Annotated in this window: 9 protein-coding genes; all 9 read right to left on the bottom strand. The window is 47.6% G+C overall.

Going from position 1 to position 18,459, the window contains the following annotated elements; translation table 11 throughout:
• Window positions 1-20: 20 nt before the first annotated feature.
• The 9 genes from BACPLE_RS07355 to BACPLE_RS07315 all read right to left on the bottom strand — a co-directional run bounded on the left by BACPLE_RS07355 (window position 21) and on the right by BACPLE_RS07315 (window position 18,296).
• A complete protein-coding gene (locus BACPLE_RS07355; protein WP_007560402.1) occupies window positions 21-2,333 on the bottom strand; it encodes an ABC transporter permease in 2,313 nt (770 codons plus the stop codon).
• Between the two features lie 40 nt (window positions 2,334-2,373).
• A complete protein-coding gene (locus BACPLE_RS07350) occupies window positions 2,374-4,782 on the bottom strand; it encodes an ABC transporter permease (protein ID WP_007560400.1) in 2,409 nt (802 codons plus the stop codon).
• A 20-nt stretch (window positions 4,783-4,802) separates the two neighbouring features.
• A complete protein-coding gene (locus BACPLE_RS07345) occupies window positions 4,803-7,151 on the bottom strand; it encodes an ABC transporter permease (protein WP_040312627.1) in 2,349 nt (782 codons plus the stop codon).
• Between the two features lie 18 nt (window positions 7,152-7,169).
• Window positions 7,170-9,551 (bottom strand): ABC transporter permease, encoded by a 2,382-nt coding sequence (locus BACPLE_RS07340; protein WP_040312625.1) that lies wholly within the window; start codon window positions 9,549-9,551, stop codon window positions 7,170-7,172.
• An 18-nt stretch (window positions 9,552-9,569) separates the two neighbouring features.
• Window positions 9,570-11,954: an ABC transporter permease gene (locus BACPLE_RS07335; protein ID WP_007560394.1), complete on the bottom strand. Its 2,385-nt coding sequence runs from the start codon at window positions 11,952-11,954 to the stop codon at window positions 9,570-9,572.
• 38 nt (window positions 11,955-11,992) lie between these two features.
• On the bottom strand, window positions 11,993-14,371 hold the full coding sequence (locus BACPLE_RS07330) for an ABC transporter permease (protein WP_007560392.1): 2,379 nt from the start codon (window positions 14,369-14,371) through the stop codon (window positions 11,993-11,995).
• A 56-nt stretch (window positions 14,372-14,427) separates the two neighbouring features.
• Entirely contained in the window at window positions 14,428-15,381 is a 954-nt protein-coding gene (locus tag BACPLE_RS07325) for a tetratricopeptide repeat protein (protein ID WP_007560390.1), read from the bottom strand.
• Between the two features lie 218 nt (window positions 15,382-15,599).
• On the bottom strand, window positions 15,600-16,850 hold the full coding sequence (locus BACPLE_RS07320) for an efflux RND transporter periplasmic adaptor subunit (RefSeq protein ID WP_007560389.1): 1,251 nt from the start codon (window positions 16,848-16,850) through the stop codon (window positions 15,600-15,602).
• A gap of 12 nt (window positions 16,851-16,862) precedes the next feature.
• Window positions 16,863-18,296: a TolC family protein gene (locus BACPLE_RS07315; protein ID WP_235777914.1), complete on the bottom strand. Its 1,434-nt coding sequence runs from the start codon at window positions 18,294-18,296 to the stop codon at window positions 16,863-16,865.
• Window positions 18,297-18,459: the final 163 nt, after the last annotated feature.

Genomic DNA, 18,459 nt, shown 5'->3' with positions numbered 1-18,459 from the left:
GTTATTATACTACATTTATATCACTCCCGCTTGATCTCTTCTGCCGGATTCAACCGCATAACCCGGTATATCTGCCAGCATGCGGTCAGTCCAACCAGACAGGCGACTACGACAAACAGACAGAGTCCCCACGCCCAACCATAAACGGATTGCAAACCAGAATCGCTCAATGCCTGAATCATAGCAAGTCTCAACACCGGATAAGTCACCCCGAAAGCAATCAGAAAAATCACAACATACCCTCGCGCAAATAGCAAACCAATATCCCATGGAGAGGCTCCATTGATTTTACGAATGGCTACTTCCTTTCGTCTGGTTTCCGCATCCATTACCACCGATGAATACACACTTAACACCACTAACAAAATACTAACGACGGCCAGTATTCCCATTACATATTTCATCATTCCAATAGTAGCACTGTCTGTTTGCCGGACATCACCCAGCTTTCGAATGTGCAATGGTAATGTTTCCGGAACATATTGACGACACAAAGCAATTACTTCTTCCTTTACTTTATCCACCTCATTCCCTGATGCAATTTTCAGCAAACAAGTAGTCGCCTGAGAAGAAGGAAAAAATACCGACAAATTCATCCGTCCATCCAGTATCACCTGCTTATAAAGTTCATGATACACCCCTGCAATCCGATAGCTTCGTCCATCAAGCATCACCGTACCGTCTGTATGTTCAGTTTGTAGCAAATCGGCAAAATTCTCATTGACATACACATATCCTTCCGTTTCTGCATCCATCTGTTTCCCAGCCAGCGGAATATGGAAAAAATCAAAATAAGCCGGATCTCCCTGAGCTACAGCAACCCGTACCTCTGAATGATTTGCTTTCTGATAGGAGGTATAAAGATAGGAAGATAGATTTCCGTCTAAAGTTTCATCCCCCAGTGTGACCAAACGTTCAATTTCAGGCAAAGCAGCCAGGCCTGAACGAATTTCATCCCAATGTTGGCGAATACGTTCCGTATCCAAAGAAAGAGAAAGGCTCCGTTCTTCTTCCTCCGTATCCAAAGGAACATATGTTTTTCCAAACAGTTCTGTATACGATAGATGAACAACCATAACCGCTCCCAAGAAGAATACGCACACTGCAAGTTGAACACCAATCATCAGGGAACGAAAAATATGTTTCCCGCGATTAAACTGAATCAGACGAATCAGGCTCACCCTACGAACCCGCCATACCGGGAGTATTAACAAAGGAGTGCAGAGCAACAATGTACCCAAATAAACAAGTGTATGCAGGCTGTAAACAGACGAGGCAGACATCCAGACGATATTCTCAGCAGGCAGCCAAGTACGGGCCAACGGAATCGCCACCTCCCCCATAATCAAAGAAAGAAACCAAGCTATGGTCAGCATTATGAACACCTCAAAAAACAGCAACAAGAATATGCCCTTTGAATCAGAGCCCACACATTTACGTAAAGCCAGCTCCCGCTGACGGGCATAAAACATTTGAAATGTAAACTTCAGGAAATTAATCAGTCCCGACAGCAGAATCAAGGAAGAAATGAAGAGCAAGAAAAAACGGGCCAAGTCTGTATTCCTGCTTTCCTCCAGTTCTTTTAAAGAAAAAGCCTTCACATGCATCACCTCCTCTCCACGCACCCAAGTCATCCTTGCCAAGCGTTTTTTCAGCGATTCTGGAGAAATTCCCTGCTCACGCAGAGCATAGACTTGAAGCCAGGCCTTTGGTTTCAATGACAAAGGGAACCAACATTCTGTCCTCGGCGAACCGCCATTCTCATTTTCGGCTACTACATTTACAATCCAATAATCCGTAATACCATTGGCAGAGGTCTGCGATGCAATCCGGACCACCCGACCGACCGGATTGTCACCCCCTGCTATCTTTCTAGCAAAAGAAGCAGACACAATGATTTCATCTTCTTTTTCCGGCAAGCGGGAACCATAGAGCAAAGGTAATTTCCAAAACAGAAAAGCAGAAGAATTTGCCACTTTGTAAGTCACCTGATACGGGGTTTCATTCCCATCTATTCCTACCACCTCCACATCCATATTGGCCTCATAGGAAAAGGCTGAGATAGAATCCAGCATACCTGTAACCTGGTTTTCCAGCCTCCGGACATCTTCTTCATAGAAAGGAATATCACCGGCAAAATCCTTTTTACTAATATTCAGTTGCATAGCCCGTTCGCCTCCTATATAATCAGCCCTTTCGCTCATTACACTTACAAAGCGAATCATAAGTGAAAAAGCCAAGACTCCTATCGCCAGACAAAAAACTGAAACGATATGCTGAGTCTTGTATTTCCACAAATTGCGAAAAGCCACTTTCAAATAATGTGCAATCATATTTTTATCTCTCTTGAAACTATATAACCATATTATCTCATCACTCCCGCTTGATTTCTTCTGCCGGATTCACCCGGGACACCTGCCAAATACGGAAAGCTACCGTAAGAGCGACGAACAAGGAGACACTCAGGAAGAGGAAAAAATAGAAAGCCACCCCATGCTGGAAGAACACCGTATACAAGGTACTAAACTGCCTCAACAAGAATTCAACCAACGCAAATCCCAACACAGCCGTCACCGTCAATAAAGTAACATAAAGCCGGGCAAACAGCCAGACTATCTGACGCATTCCGGCACCGTTGATCTTTCGGATAGCCATCTCCTTCCGCCGATATTCCGTGTCGATGGTCACGGCTGAATACACGCCCAACAACGAAATCACCAGTACCACTACCGAAAAGAACAATACAATTCCGCGGAGCTTGAACTCAAGCGCCTGTGACTCACGGATGTCGTCCATGAACGTGCTTACCTTCACTTCCACACTTTCCGGCAACGTCTTTTTCAGTATCTTCCTGACCTCCTGAAAGACGGTTTCCGTCTGCCCTTCCTTACACTTCACATAGCAATGCCCACAATAATCGTCGAACCCGCTCAGGAGGAATATAAATCCTTCACTATCATAATACACACTGGACACAAATGTCTGGCACACTCCTTTAACCGTGTAGGCATCTCCGTCAAAATTATAAAGCGGTTTCCCCATGATGTCCGTTCCGAGACGATGAGATAATGCCTCGTCTATCACCAAATCGGACGATTCACGCGGCGTATGTCCCGACCGCATCGGAATGTGCATGAAACGAAAGAAGCCGGAAGTTATACGCATCACATTTACATCCACATAACTGCCTTTATTATCTTTCTCCGTATACATACCCGTACCGGAAACACCTCCCAAATAATTGATGTCGGCCGGAAGTACCTCTTCGACTCCCGACAAGTTTTTAAACTGATGTATCAGATCCTGCTTCTGCACGACGTTCATAAAGGAAAAATCCATCGGAATGCTCAAAATCTGCTCTTTCTCCTCCAAGCTCAATGTCCCGAACAAGGTACGTCCCGTTTTATCCGATTGCAGATAAAGTGCCGCTGCCAGTGAGATAAAAACCCAACAGATGAACAACTGCACTCCCAACAACAGATTCCGCAGTCGTCTCTTTCCTCCCCGGTGTACACCGCCCGATACCCCCGCATGCACCTGCGTGCGACGTACCTTCCACACGACTATTCCACACACCCAAGCACATACTCCCAACAGGCCAGCCAAATACTCAAGGCTCTGTACCATCAGCAGAGAAGCGTCAAATTGCAAAGACAAACCGGCCATTTCCAGTCTCAACCAGGGAGCCATCACCTCGATGCAGACACCAGTCAACAAGCCGGCCAGCAAAACCAACAAGGCAGACTGTGTGAACAGTTGAACAAAAAGACTGCCTCCGGACGCTCCCGCCATTCGCCGGATACTGAATTCACGCATACGAGTAAGGAAAGCCCCCGCGAGCAGATGAAAGAAATTAAGCAAGGCCACCAGTAAAATCAATACCCCGGCTACCATTGTAGTCCATACCATCGTACGAAGCAGTCCCCCATTCCAGTCCCTATCCCCCATCGGATGAGCTTCCACCGCAAAGCTTGTATCATGCATCCGATGCGTCTGTTCACTACGATAAAACCACTCATTGAGTTGCTCCAGAGTAAAACCCTCACGCAGCAACGCATACGTAAAGGAACTGATAATGGCATAACGGGCATCATTCTGGATGATTCCTTCCGAATCGTTGAGGGAAAACATATCCAGATGCTTCATAAAAGCAATACTGTTGTTCTCTGGAATATTCTCAATCACTGCCTGAATGGTATAAACCGTTCCACCGGTACGTGGAGTAGAATCCGGCGAAGTGTACAACCGGCGCATCAGTACCAGCTGTTTTCCTACTGCCTGGCGAATATCCCCATATACCCGGCGTGCCATACTTTCGCTCACGACCAATGAATTTGGCATCATCTTGCTCACCTCAGCCGAACCGTACAAAATCTTAGGAGTCAATACTTGGAAGAAGGAAGAATCAGTCTCTGCCACGGCGAAGGAATAAGGTAACTGCTTCCCGTCGGGCATCTCCACGTTAAAAGGCCGTTCTATCGGTGAATAATCCACCACACACAACGCCTCAATCCCATCCGGCTTTTGAAGACGCAGTTCCTCGGCCAACGTCGCAGGAGTGCGATCCAACACCTTCCCATCTTTCATGTCACGAATATTGAGTTCGGCAATCCGTTCATAGTTTGCAAAACAATGATTCATGCTGAAAGCATAACGGACCACGTAGAGACAGATACTGAAACACAGCAAGGCCACCCCTACTCCAGCCAACGCAATCAGATGCTGTGTCTTGTATTTCCACAAATTGCGGAAGGCTACTTTCAAATAATGCGTAATCATCATAGATTCATTCTTGCTTTTCTTTATTCATTTTTCATTACTTCACTCGGATTGATACGGGATGCCTTGTTTACCTGCCAGAGCAACGTAGCCACGGAAATCACCGCTACTATCAGGAAGGCTGCCAGGAACAGACCGACCGTCACCGGGGCCTTCACCACCAAATCGGCAGTATAATAATGGATGGCCAGCCAAGCCAGCGGCACTGCCACCACGGCTGCCAGCAACAGCATCCCCACGTAACGGCGAAGCAACAGCACATACAAGTCTTTCAGCATGGCACCGTTCACCTTGCGGATGGCAATCTCCCGGTAACGCTGGCGGATGTCGAACAAGGAAATACCCAACAGGCCCAGACAGGAAATGACAATGGCAATAAAGGCAAAAGCCGAGTAAATGGTAGCTACCTGCTGATCGGATTTATACAACTTCTGCACATCATCCTTCAGCAACGAATACTGAAAGTTTTCCGTACCATATACTTCCCTTTCCAGCTTCCGCAGATAATCTATCACCTGAGAAAGTTTGCCCGGCTGACATGCTATCTGATACACGTCTCCCCGCATAGTAGGAGAAACCATGAACAGCATGGGACGTACTCCTTTGGAGATATGTCCGCTATAATAATCCTCTATCACTCCCACAATGGGACGGGCCTGCAAATCCGGAACAAATTCTTTCATACGGAGATCCAACACGGTAGCTCCCTCTAAAGAGGTGTATCCCAAAACACGCAAAGCCGCCCGATTCACCACAAACCCGTCTTCTTCAACGGGCAGTTTCCCTTCCACAAGCTTCAAATTGAACAAGGTAAAAAATTCGGGAGTGGAAAAATTCTGATTCAATGAAACGGTTTCTCCCTTCGCATTCTGAAACTCCGCCGTATAGTCGAAATCCAAAATGGAATACAAACCAGCTGTCCAGTTCACGATGTCTGGACATTTGCTCAACGCCTCATCAATCTGCGCAACCCGCTGCTTCCGGGCTTGTATCGATTCATCGGTATAAGAGGCATAGTCAGTCGACTCATACACTAAGTTGGCATGAATCACATTTTCCACCTGAAATCCCGGTGGAGTATTCAACAGCAAGTTGAGATGACGATGGAAGAACAAAGCAAGGACAACCAGTACAATGGTCACCGTATATTGCACGAACAGGAATCCCTGACGCAAGCGTATTGACTTCCTGTCATTCCCCGAACGAACCAGCGACATACCCAACGGGGATTTCCAGCACCGAACTACCGTGCATAATGATATGAGCAACGGCAACCACACCAAAAGAGACAATGATACCCATACATCAAACGTCCCTACGGTAAACACCGTGTCAAACAAACGGTTGACAAAAGGTTGGGCAAGTTCCACCACTGTCCAGGCCAGCAACAACGACAAGACCGACAGCACCAGATTTTCCCAGTACACCAACATGAAGAGAGGACGGAAGCCTGCTCCCCACACCCGATGAAGTAGATAAATCCGTAATCGCTTGCCCAACAGCACCGCATACAAATTGATGTAATTAAGCAGACCTATAAAGAATATAAAGATACACATGGCCGACAAAACATACAACTGAGCCCTGTTGCCCGACACACACATCGTAGGAGAAGTGCGGTACAACAAGCGTGACTCCCAATATACATCCTTCAGTGACAGGAGGGAGAAAGTGTACATGCTGCCGTCTCCCACCTGCGTAGGACGCAAGATCTTGCCTGCCTCATTTAATTTCTGAATATCCGCTCCTGGCACAAAACGGACAAACTCCATGGGCATTCTTTCCCAAAGTGCTCCAGGCATTTCAGAAAGAATGGCATCTACCTGCAAGATAGACTTATTTTCCGGAGTAGCGAAGATTCCGGATACCGTCACTGATTTCCCGGTAGACAGGACAAAGGTCTCTCCAATGGGATTCTGCTTGCCAAACAACTTATGTGCCAGGTGCTCACTCAACAAGGCCATCCCTGGCTTTGAAAGGGAATACTCTCCTTGTAACAGCTGATAACGGAACAGTTTCAGAAAGGTCGTATCGGCCACTATCATATTTACCTGCAAACGATTGTCCTTGTAACGTATCATGTCATGATCCAGCAGTGTGACCCGTGAACGTTGCATGACCAGTGACGGGTCTACAGCCAGCGTATCACCATTCAATGTGGAAGAAACCAATGCATCGTTCTCGCCAATCTGACAACGTGACACATACACATTTTCCCGGTCCACACAATGGGTATCGACCGTCAGTTCCCGATGAATGTATCGAAGCAAAATGATGCAGCAGGCCAGACTGAATGCCAGCCCCAACAGATTAATCAGTGTGTACGTCCGTGCACGGAGCAGGAAACGTAATGCATAGCGTAGTGTGTTCATATAAATTTGTCTTTTTTATTATTCACTTTTCATTACTTCACTCGGGTTGATGCGGGAAGCCTTGTTCACCTGCCAAAGCAACGTAGCCACGGAAATCACTGCCACTATTAGGAAGGCTGCCAGGAACAGACCGACCGTCACCGGAGCCTTCACCACCAAATCGGCAGTATAATAATGGATGGCCAACCAAGCCAGCGGCACTGCCACCACGGCTGCCAGCAACAGCATCCCCACGTAACGGCGGAGCAACAGCACATACAGGTCTTTCAGCATGGCACCGTTCACCTTGCGGATGGCAATCTCCCGGTAACGCTGGCGGATATCAAACAGGGAAATGCCGAACAGCCCCAGACAGGATACGACAATGGCGATAAAGGCAAACGCAGTGTAAAGCATTGCCATCCGACGGTCTGCCGCATACATCTGTTTCACCTGGTCGGAAAACAATGTATATTCAAATTCCTCTGTGCCATATATTTCACGTTCCACTTTTTTCAAGTAATCCATCACCGCAGCAAGACGGCCCGGACGGTATGACAACGTATACAGGTCACCGGAAGAGCCACGTCGCACCACAAATACCATCGGATGCACACCCGCACTGATATGTCCGTCATAATAATCGTCGATAACCGCCACAATAGGATGCGCTTCCGGGTTTTGAGCCCTCATCTTGTCATCTTCATACATCAATGTAGCTCCTTGACAGGAATCATACCCCAACTCCTTCAGTGCTGCACGGTTCACCACATAATACTCCCTGTCCCAATCTTCTTCCTCTTCCATTGAGGGAAGCGTTCCCTCTACAAAACGCAGCTCATAAAGCCGGAAGAAAGAAGGATTGGCATACCACATATACAAAAAAGCCGTACGCCCGTTGTTTCCTATAAACTTCATTCCAAAATCACTGGAGGTCAGCGCAGATTGGTCCGCTACCCAATACTCTATATCAGGGCAAGCTTTCATCTTGGCACCAAGTTGTTTCACTCGCTGCACACGTGCCTGTATGTCTTCCGGATTCTGATAGGACGAATAATCCTTTGATTCGTGAGCCAGATGCGCCACTAAAATATTCTCCGTACGATACCCCGGGTCTGTATGCAGCAAAGTATCGAGCTGACGGTTAAAATAAAATGCCAGTACCACCAATATCAAGGTAAGTACATATTGTAACAGCAACAGTCCCATCCTCGCCCGTACCGACTGCCCGGCCGTACTCACCAGACGGATGCCGACAGAAGGCAAGATACGCGTGAAACGGAAATACGGATAAAGCGAGGCTACCAGCGGAAGGAATACAAGTAACGCCAAGGACAAATACCCATCGAAAGCTGTATAAGAAAAATCAAACCCGAAAAAGCGGGACACGGGCACCCGGGTCAGTTCAATGCATACCCACGCAAGCAGCACCGCCAAAGCGGAAAGCAGAAAGTTCTCGGCAAAAATCTGTGCAAAGACAGCTCCTCTTCCTGCTCCAAACACCCGGCGTATACCGTATTCGTGCGTGCGTTTGAGCATAAAAATCATGTAAAGGTTGATGAAGTTCAGCAATCCGGTAACCAGCAGCAACGCACAGATACCCATGAATATCTGCAACTGTCCCCAATCTCCCCATACATAAATAGATGCTTTATCCCTTATTTCCAACTTGGAAAAGTAACATTCTTTCAAAGGTACAAAACGAAAGGTGTACACCCGTGTATCCGACGGATAGTGCGGATTCAGACGGCGTGGATGTTTCCCTACTTGATTAAGTTTATTCATATCTGCTCCAGGCACAAAACGATATAAATCCAGCGGCATCTTCTCCCAACTATTGGAAGAGCTATTAGCCAGAAGCATATCGAAATTCAGCCAGGTTTTGTTGACAGGAAACCCTATCACTCCTTTCACCACATATTCTTGTCCGTTGGAATAAGTGATTGTCTTTCCGACAGGGTTGTCCGAACCAAAAACCTCCCGTGCATACGATTGGGTCAGTACTACTGAAGAAGGATCGGTCAGGTTCTTTTCTCCCTGTATCAGCGGATAAGAGAACAATTGAAAAAAAGTGCTGTCCGTAGCAAGGGCATTGCAACGGTAACGGTGTCCCTCACTGACCAGAAAATCATTCTCCAACGGAACAAAACTACATTTCGTCTCTATCAGTTCAGGAGCAATCAGTACACTGTCATTCCGATAAGCTGCATAAGAGCCCCAATATGCACCTCCAGACACCCTCACTTGCACGGCATACACTTTTTCCCGGTCCACACAATGGGTATCGACCGTCAGTTCCCGATGGATGTATCGAAGCAAAATGATGCAGCAGGCCAGACTGAATGCCAGTCCCAACAGATTAATCAGTGTGTACGTCCGTGCACGGAGCAGGAAACGTAATGCATAGCGTAGTATGTTCATATAAATTTGTCTTTTTTATTATTCACTTTTCATTACTTCACTCGGGTTGATGCGGGAGGCCCTGTTCATCTGCCAGTACAGCGTGAGGACTGACAATACCATTACCACCAGGAAGGGTATCAGGAACAAGCCGACAGTGACTGGAGCTTTTTCCACAAAAGTGGCAGTGTAATGCTGAATCATCAGCCAAGCCACAGGAGCCGCTACCACAAAAGCAAGCAACTGAACCAAAAGATACCTGCGTACCAACAAAAGGTACAAATCGCGGCGTGTAGCTCCATTTACTTTCCGAATGGCAATTTCCCGATAACGGCGACGAATCTCAAATAAGGAAATGCCCAACAAGCCCAAGCAGGAAACCCAAATAGCCATATACGAGAACAAGGTATAAATATCGGACGTCCGTTCGTCGTCCTTATACATTTCTGCCACTTTATCATCCATCCACTGATAAGTAAAATCATCCGTGTGATACACTTCCTGCTCTATCTTTTTCAAGTATGGCACAAGCTCTTTCTCTCTGCCGGGTACCGCTTTTATCAATGCAGCCCCCAATGAATTGGAGGAAATGACCAGCAGCATCGGAGGAACACCATCGGTAAGTCGTTGCGGGAAGAAATCTTTTACCACCGCATTTACCTGCATCATGGACGTGCCGTATTCCACCACCTTTCCTTGCACCATGGCAATCCATAATGGCGAAACACTCCGCACAGCCGCTTTTTCCAAGGTATCATACCCCAAAGTCTTCATGGCAGTCTCATTCAAAGCAATCTGATAATGCTCATACGAATCAATTTCACCTATCTGTCCTTCCTTCACTTTCAATCCTAACATCTTCATGAAATCCGTTGAAGTAAACATAACGTACAAAGGAAACTTCTCTCCTTTGTCATTGATTATATCTGTAAAATAACCACGCAGGAAGTCCCGGGAAGAAGTCATCCAACTTTCTATGAAAGGACACTCATCCAGTTTCTGATTAATGGCCTCCCGGCATGCCCATTGCCTTTGCTGTTGCTCGGATGTAAGACTTTCGTAAGCACTATAGCTATTCTCCCGATACAAATCGGCAGACAAAATTCCCTGTGTAGTATAACCATGAGAAGTATGCATCAGAAAATCAAAGTGGTGCTGGAAGTAGAAGGCAAGTATCATCAGCAACATGGTAATGGCATACTGTATAAACAGAAAGACCTGACGATAGACCGACTTGCTCTTTCCGGCCTGATAGAAGCGCATGCAACTGACTGGATTCTTCAGTCCGTAGCGTACATAAAAAACGAAAGAGGCCAACAAAGGCAGCACAACCAGCAGACTCCCCGTCAGTACCCAGTCAAAAAAGGTGCCCGGCACAGATTCTCCAAACAGGTGGGTGATATAACGGGAAGAAAGTTCTATGATTCCCCAAGCCAACAAGATTGCCCCAGCCATCATCAGCAGATTCTCCAGGTACATCTCGACAAAGAGCCTGCCACGGGAAATGCCAAACACTTTCTTCAGACCGTACATCCTTGTACGCTTCAGCATGGTGACGGAATACAAATTGACGAAACTCAAAATGCCTATTAAAAACAAGAAGATGTCCACACCCAACAAAATATACACATAATTTCGGTTGCCAAACTGAAAGATACGATTGTATTTGTCGGCTATGGAAGATTCGAAATAAAAATCTTTCCAACCTATGTATCTATACCGGCACAACGCACGCTCATCATAAGGATACTTCCGATACACATTTGTTTGCTTGTTTACTTCCTCCAGGTTCAGATGCGGATCCACTCTCATCAATTCGATATTCAGCTTGCCCCAGTTAGGCTTCAGTTGACGCGATACCAACAAATCAAAGTTCCATGTAGTCTTGCAGACCGGTTCTTTCAACACTCCTATCACCGTCAGCGTCCACTTACCGTACATCAGTTTTTTCCCGATGGGCGATTCCTTTCCAAAAAGCCTGCGGGCATACTTCTCGGTCAGAATCGCCACATCCGGACGAGACAGAGCCAGAATTCCTTCTACCACCTGATAGGAAAAGAAATGAAAGAATGTGGAATCTACTGCAAACAAATCCGACTGGAAAGCCCGGTCACCGGAAAAAATGGAGGCGTTCTCCTCCTCCACTACCCGGCACTGTTCGCGTATCCATTTCCGGTCAAATGCAAATACTCCGTCACTCTCCCGCACCGGATTCTCCCCTGGATATACCGTCCCCTCAATGTCCCGAAGCGGCACCACAATGGTTGACAGATCCTGTCCATGCGCATCGACCGTCAGTTCCCGATGGATGTATCGGAGCAAAATGATGCAGCAAGCCAGACTGAATGCCAGTCCCAACAGATTAATCAGTGTGTACGTCCGTGCACGGAGCAGGAAACGTAATGCATAGCGTAGTGTGTTCATATTGTTTTCTTTTCTTATTTCTATATCATTCTTTTATATCATTCACTCTTTATCACCTCTGCCGGATTCTCATTTGCCGTTTTCCAAATGCGATGCCCGATACAAGCCGCCACGCAAAGGGCAACGCCGACAAAAATCAGCAGAAATGGAAGGAATCCGATTTCCACCTGACGGTTATAATGTTCTATCCAACGTCTCATCACCCACCAGGCAGCTGGAAAGGCAACCAGCGAAGAAACGACCAGCAGCAAAGCATATTCTCTGAAAAACAGCGTAAGGATATTACTCACCGTAGCTCCGTTTACCTTACGGATAGCTATCTCCTTGCGGCGCCGCTCGCATGCCAGTGTCACCAGCGAGTAGATACCGAATATCGAAATGAAGATACACACCAGCGATGAGAACCCAAGCAATGACGACAAAGCATCTTCCGACTTCAGATAATCGTTGTAACGTTCTTCTTCACTATAGAGAAAGAGCTTACGGTCGGGCAGCTCGGCACGCTGCATCTCTTCAATGCGACGGCGACATTCGTCCCACGTTCCCGGACGGTATTTGAAGAGTACGAAGCAACGGGCGTGCATCCACTTCATCTGGTCAGTGTTGACGAATACAGTGTTAGGCAGCTCAGCGGTAGGCGATTTGTAGGCACAGTCTTTCACTACGCCGATAACGGTCATAGGCTCCTGTTCGCGGTTGACGAAGAACAGTTGCTTGCCTACAGCTTCTTCGGGATTCCAGCCCATACGACGGGCTGTGCTCTCCATGATGTTCACCTGACAGTATTCCGACTTGGCCGATACCCATTCACCAGACAGCAGCTGCATGTCGTAAAAGCGGAAGAACTCTTCACCCGCCAGCACTTCGTCGAAGGTCAGGGGTTGCTCCAGCCGGCCTTCCATGCCTGTATATCCATCTATCAGGAACGACGAATAAGCCCCTTCGCCCAGCAGCGGCCAATAGGCTGGGCGTATCACTTCCGTCACCATCGGCAAGGCCTTGATTTTCTCGGCCCATACGTTCATGTCCACATTCATCCAAATGCTGACGGCTGCCCGTCCGCGATAGTCCATGCCTGTATCCACATTCCGCAAATGGTGCAGTTGCAGCTGCATGGCCACCGTACAGAAGATGAAAGCCATACAGACTGTCAGCTGAAGAATGACACTTCCCTTCCGCCAAGCGATACCCGAAAGCGCATTGCCCGTATGCATATTTCCATGCAATGACCGCTTTTGAAACAGCCATACCCACAGCACTACGATAGCCATCATGACTACCGATACCGACAGAATGTAGAACAAGATTGAACGGTAGTTCGAATAGTCGGCATCCTGAATCAGAGAATATCGGAGGAAAATCGGCATCAGCAACTCTACCAATACCATCCCCACAACCAAGGCCGCCAGGACTGTCAGCAGAAAATCAGTACAAAGCAAAGTAACCAACGAACGCAGTCCTGCCCCACAAACCTGCCGCAACACCATTTCTCTTTTGCGCGTACGGAAACGGTCAATGTAGATTGTCAGGTAATTGATAAAAGCACAAACGATAATAAGTCCACCTACAGCAGCAAACCAGGTGATATAACGGAACTGCACCGTCTGGTTGTTTTTAAGGATGAAACCTTCCGTGACACGAAGACCCGTCAGCGGCTCCAGGTAGAAACGTGTCAGTCCCGTGTTCTCCTGATACCTGCTTTTGGTCAGTTCTTCGGGGAAGTGGGCATTCATCTTCTCCAGCAATCGGGAGACATCCGTACCTGGTTTCACTTTGACAAGTGTCCGGTAGGTGTAATCGTCCCAGCCTGTCCGTCCGCTTCCGTTACCCAGGAAGGCGTACGGGAAATTGGTGTGCACTCCCCAGTCGCTCACTACAGCGCCAATGGTATATTCCTTGTTCCAGTTGGCATTGGTCACGGTCTGGCCAATCACATCCGTAGTGCCAAACAGCTGTTTTGCGGCCTTCTCCGTAATAGCAATACGGTTATCTGTAGTACCGGCACGAAGAAAACTTTCATCCCCCTCCAAAGCACGGATGTCCAGCATACGCAAAGCGGTAGTATCGGGCAGAAGCATGGGCAACTCCAGCATCCGGTTATCTTTCAGCACAAAAAAAGTTTCTGCCTCAAACAAACAGTAATCTTCAATTTCCGAATAATGTTCCTTCAGGTAACGTCCCAAGGCATAAGGCGTGAAGCTCGCGGAAGACCCGCCGAAACTATCGTCATTCACTCCAACCAGATACAAACGGTCTGCATCACGATGAAACGTATCGTACGTCATCTCATAATGTATCCAGAAGGCAGAAAGGGCAAAGCATGCCAAGCCCACGGCCAGTCCTAAAATACTGACCACACTCTGCATACGGTATTTCAGCAAGTTACGCCAAGCTATTTTCAGGTAATGTGCAATCATATCTTTTCACTCATTCGTGTCAACAATTATAAAATCAGATATTTTTAATACCCACATTATATCGCCTTCAATTTCCAATCATAAATTGAATCGGTTTCAGAAACCTTCTCCTTATTCTCCACCTTCATGAGAAATTCCAACGCATGGTTATGTCCTTGAGCGGAAGCCTGTTGGAACAAATGTTTTGCCTTGGCATAATCCTTCTCAACGCCTTTTCCGAAATAGTACATCAATCCCAAATTGAACTGCGCTGCGGGAGAATTCAGTTCAGCCGCTCTTGAAAGAAGTTCAGCTCCTTTCGATAAATCTTTGGGGTATCCATGTCCTTCTATATGAAACACAGCCAGATTAAACAAGGCGAAAACATTGTCTCTTGAAGCAGATTTTTCAAACCAGTATATAGCATCGCCCGCGCTGGTTGAAGTTCCGTAACCGAATGTGTACATATATCCTAAATTATTCATAGCATCAGTATTATCATGTGCCGCAGCCTTTTTATATAGCTGGAATGCTTCCGAATAGCTCTTGGTGACTCCCCAGCCATGCCTGTAAAGACTGCCCAATCCCACTTGCGCTTGAGAGTGTCCTTGCAAAGCAGCCAGACTGAGATATTTTTTAGCTTTAGAATAGTCGATGTCTGTTCCTATGCCATAAGCATACATATAGCCCAGATTGTTCTGAGAATCCGCATTGCCGTTATCTGCCGATTCCAGGAATAACTTCATGGCCTTTTTGTAATTCCTTACCCCTGTCTTACCCTGATAATATATATCACCTAAAATAAACTGGCAACGTTTTGCTGTGTCTATTTTCGCCAGTTTTGAGTACAGAGTCGCGGCATCCTCGTATCTTTTCTGTCTGTACAAACTATCTGCCTGCATATAAAGCGTCTGAACATCGCCCAAAAACCAGGTATATATAGTATTACGGTTTTTAAGCCCCAGTACAATCATTGCCAATAAAAGACAGATACCCAAAGCAATAGTTATGTGTTTTATTTTCCCTTTCATAAATCAATAATTATATTCGACTATAGGATACTCCGGAGAGTCACTGTTTCCAATATTCACTATTAATTTCCCAACTTTCTGTAATTCTTCACTTTAAGCGTTCTCAGTACTTCCTTTGCAGTACTCCAGTACTTCCCTGAAAGTACTACAGTACTTCTTAGGCAGTACTCCGGTACTTTCGGGGAAGTACTGGAAGCAGGTGAAAGTATCTGGTTCATTCACTTAAACACCAGCTCTTCCGCGTCGCCAAAGTTATCATATCCTGTGGTAATCACCCAATCGCCGGGCTGCAAACCTTCGGTTATTTCGTATTGCAAGGGGTTCTGACGCCCGATTACCACCGGAACCCTTCTCGCCCGGGTCTTGTCAGCATTGAGTTTGTAAATCCATTGCCCGCCGGTCTGCGAATAGAAATTACCGCGCGGAATTACCAAGGCTTGTTCCGGTTGCCCTAACTCAATCTGTACCCGGAAGCTTTTTCCCAGACGGACGTTTTCGGGCATTTCTCCCGTAAAGACTAAGTCCACATCAAAGGTGCGGTCTTTCACCTCCGGTACCACCTTGCTGACTTTCAAGGCATAGCGTTTTCCCTGATAAGTTACGGATGCCGGCAGACCTACTGTCACCCGGTCTACGTAGTATTCGCTCAGGGAAGCATGCACCTTGAACTGCGACATCACTTTCACTTCCGCCAGATTCTCTCCGGCTGCCACCTGCTGGCCTAATGTGACCTTCACAAAACTGAGCTGCCCATCGGTCGGTGCACGTACCACCAGCTCTTCCATCCGCTGCAAAGAACGCTCCAGTTTCTTCTGTTCCCGTTCCCGGTCGTTACGCAACAGTTCTCTGCGAATGACCGTCATGGCCGAATCGCTCTGCAGACTCTGCATCTTCAGCTGGGTAGAAGCCGTTTTATAGCGGTACTCATCTTCCGACACTTCCAACTGCGCCTTGCTGCGGATGCCCATGCGGTATTCTTCCTGCTCCAGTGCAAAGCTTTTCCGTATCTTGTTCAACTCGTAAGCAGCCTCCAATGTCTGTTGTTTCAGAGTCAGACTTTTCTGTTCCATCTCAAGCGCCTTCTCCTGATAAGAGATGCGTTGCTTCTCCCATTCATCCCGCTGGTCGTCTATTTCGCGCAACAGATCCGGATTGGTCAGCAGCAAGATGGTATCTCCCTGCTGTAAAAGGCTTCCCTCCTCGGCTACGATGCGGGCTACATTACCCGACTCGCGGGCATTGACCATCAAAGTCAGAATGGGATGCACCACTCCTTCCACGTCCACGTATTCACGGAAAGGGGCCTGCTTCACCTCGGCCAGTTGCACAGAATCCGCATCAATGCGTAAACGCTGGGGGCCGGAAGCCAGTATAATCACATAAATCAGTCCGGCCAGCAAGAGTACGCCGCCCGCCAGATAAAGACGATAGCGAACGTACCAGGGTTTCTTTTTCAATTGTATATCCATAATCGGTTTGTGTTATAGTTCAGGTAAAGTTTCAGTCAGCGGACAGTTCCGGTAAAAATCATATTGCGTCAGGCTGCGGAGTCCGTAATACAGCATCCAGTAGGTTTTCAGGGCCTCAATATAATTGCGCCGGGAGGTATCTTTCTCGGTGGTGGCCGCATTCAAATCGAGCACCGACGATTTGCCCATCAGGTAAAGGCGGAGGGCCACTTCATACCGCCGGCGGGCTGTTTCGTCGGTACGGGAAGCGACTTCCACCTGCCGTGCCTGAAGATTAAACTGCCGTACCATCTGCCGCACGTTCAGTTCAAAATCATTCATGCCCTGTTCCACCTGGGTATTGACCAACTCGATGTTCGACTTGGCCACACGCACTTTTCCTTTGCCTCTCCCCCAGTCCAGTATCGGAATCACTACGGACAGGCTCACGTATTGCTGGTCGAGCGGGTCACGATAGGAATCCCGAAGACGGGCAGCGGTCTGCGAAAGTCCGAACTGAAGGTACAAATCCGCCTTTAGTCCCCGACTGGCACGAGCGGAGGCCAACTGGCTACGACTCTCCAACTGCATCCGCCGGTAGGTCTCGATTTCCGGACTGTGAAAATGGGCCTGTTCCAGGGCCTTGTCCAAAGGCACTTCAAAATCCGGCACACTGTCATGCGGAACCACCTCTATCTCTTCTTCCTCCCGGATACCTAAGAAAGAACGGAAGGTAAGCATGGCATCTTCCACACTGATACGGGCTTTCATCAGGTTGGTTTCCTCGGTCAGCTTGTTCACTTCCAGCTGCAACATCTCGTTCTCCGTAATGCTGCCGATGCGATACCGTCCGCGGGCATAGCGATACAAGGTATCGGCGGAAGCATAGTTGGCTCGGGCAATCTCCAAATCGGACTGGGCAGATGCCAGTGCAAAAAACAACTCGCATGTTTTCGAAGCAATCAGCTCCAGCGTCTCACTATATGTTTTCTTAGCCTCCTGAAAACGGACGGGCTCAATGCGGCGGTTCCACTTCAAGGAGTTATAGCCAAAGAGCGACTGACGGTAACCTACCGTGAAAGGCTGGGTGTTATAAGCCGTGCTTTTCTCGCCCAGTTCATCCATACGCTGGGCAGCCGTCTGCATGAACAAGTTACCTCCCGTGAACCAGACGTTCTGGCTGACGGAAAGCGTCAGGTCGGTAGCCAGCTGGTTCTGTCGGAGAAACAGTTCCGTACCGTCGGGCTGGGTTACCTTATTAATCTGCCGGTTCAGATAAGGCGATGCAGACAAACTTACCTCAGGCAGGTAGTCTGCCCGAAACGAACGGTAACTCCAGTAAGCTGCCCGGTAGGTATGCCGGGCAGCTTCTGCCTCTGGAGAGCTGGCCTGCGCCAACTGAATAGCCTCTTGCAGTGTTAGCTTCTCTCCCCACACAACTTGCCCGCAGAAAAGCAGGCAACTCATAAGCCACAGTATCTTGTTTCCCATCTTCATACGCATAGTTATCTGCTTTTTTATATCCAAAAACTGTGCCATTCGGATAACGCACTGATTATGTAGAAGATAGAAAAATCGAGCAAATTCACTTCGTGTGCGCATCCGCACAAAAAGCGTGCGAAAATGCACA

Source organism: Phocaeicola plebeius DSM 17135, from assembly GCF_000187895.1.
Classification (GTDB): domain Bacteria; phylum Bacteroidota; class Bacteroidia; order Bacteroidales; family Bacteroidaceae; genus Phocaeicola; species Phocaeicola plebeius.
The sequence above is the reverse complement of the archived record's forward strand: the minus strand, read 5'-3'. Positions and strand labels throughout refer to the sequence as shown.

Excerpts from the sequence above, each read along its gene's own strand:
- BACPLE_RS07325 (WP_007560390.1), bottom strand. The coding sequence starts at position 15,381 with ATGAAAGGGAAAATAAAACACATAACTATTGCTTTGGGTATCTGTCTT.
- BACPLE_RS07350 (WP_007560400.1), bottom strand. The coding sequence starts at position 4,782 with ATGATGATTACGCATTATTTGAAAGTAGCCTTCCGCAATTTGTGGAAA.
- BACPLE_RS07340 (WP_040312625.1), bottom strand. The coding sequence starts at position 9,551 with ATGAACATACTACGCTATGCATTACGTTTCCTGCTCCGTGCACGGACG.
- BACPLE_RS07335 (WP_007560394.1), bottom strand. The coding sequence starts at position 11,954 with ATGAACACACTACGCTATGCATTACGTTTCCTGCTCCGTGCACGGACG.
- BACPLE_RS07345 (WP_040312627.1), bottom strand. The coding sequence starts at position 7,151 with ATGAACACACTACGCTATGCATTACGTTTCCTGCTCCGTGCACGGACG.
- BACPLE_RS07355 (WP_007560402.1), bottom strand. The coding sequence starts at position 2,333 with ATGATTGCACATTATTTGAAAGTGGCTTTTCGCAATTTGTGGAAATAC.
- BACPLE_RS07330 (WP_007560392.1), bottom strand. The coding sequence starts at position 14,371 with ATGATTGCACATTACCTGAAAATAGCTTGGCGTAACTTGCTGAAATAC.
- BACPLE_RS07320 (WP_007560389.1), bottom strand. The coding sequence starts at position 16,850 with ATGGATATACAATTGAAAAAGAAACCCTGGTACGTTCGCTATCGTCTT.
- BACPLE_RS07315 (WP_235777914.1), bottom strand. The coding sequence starts at position 18,296 with ATGAGTTGCCTGCTTTTCTGCGGGCAAGTTGTGTGGGGAGAGAAGCTA.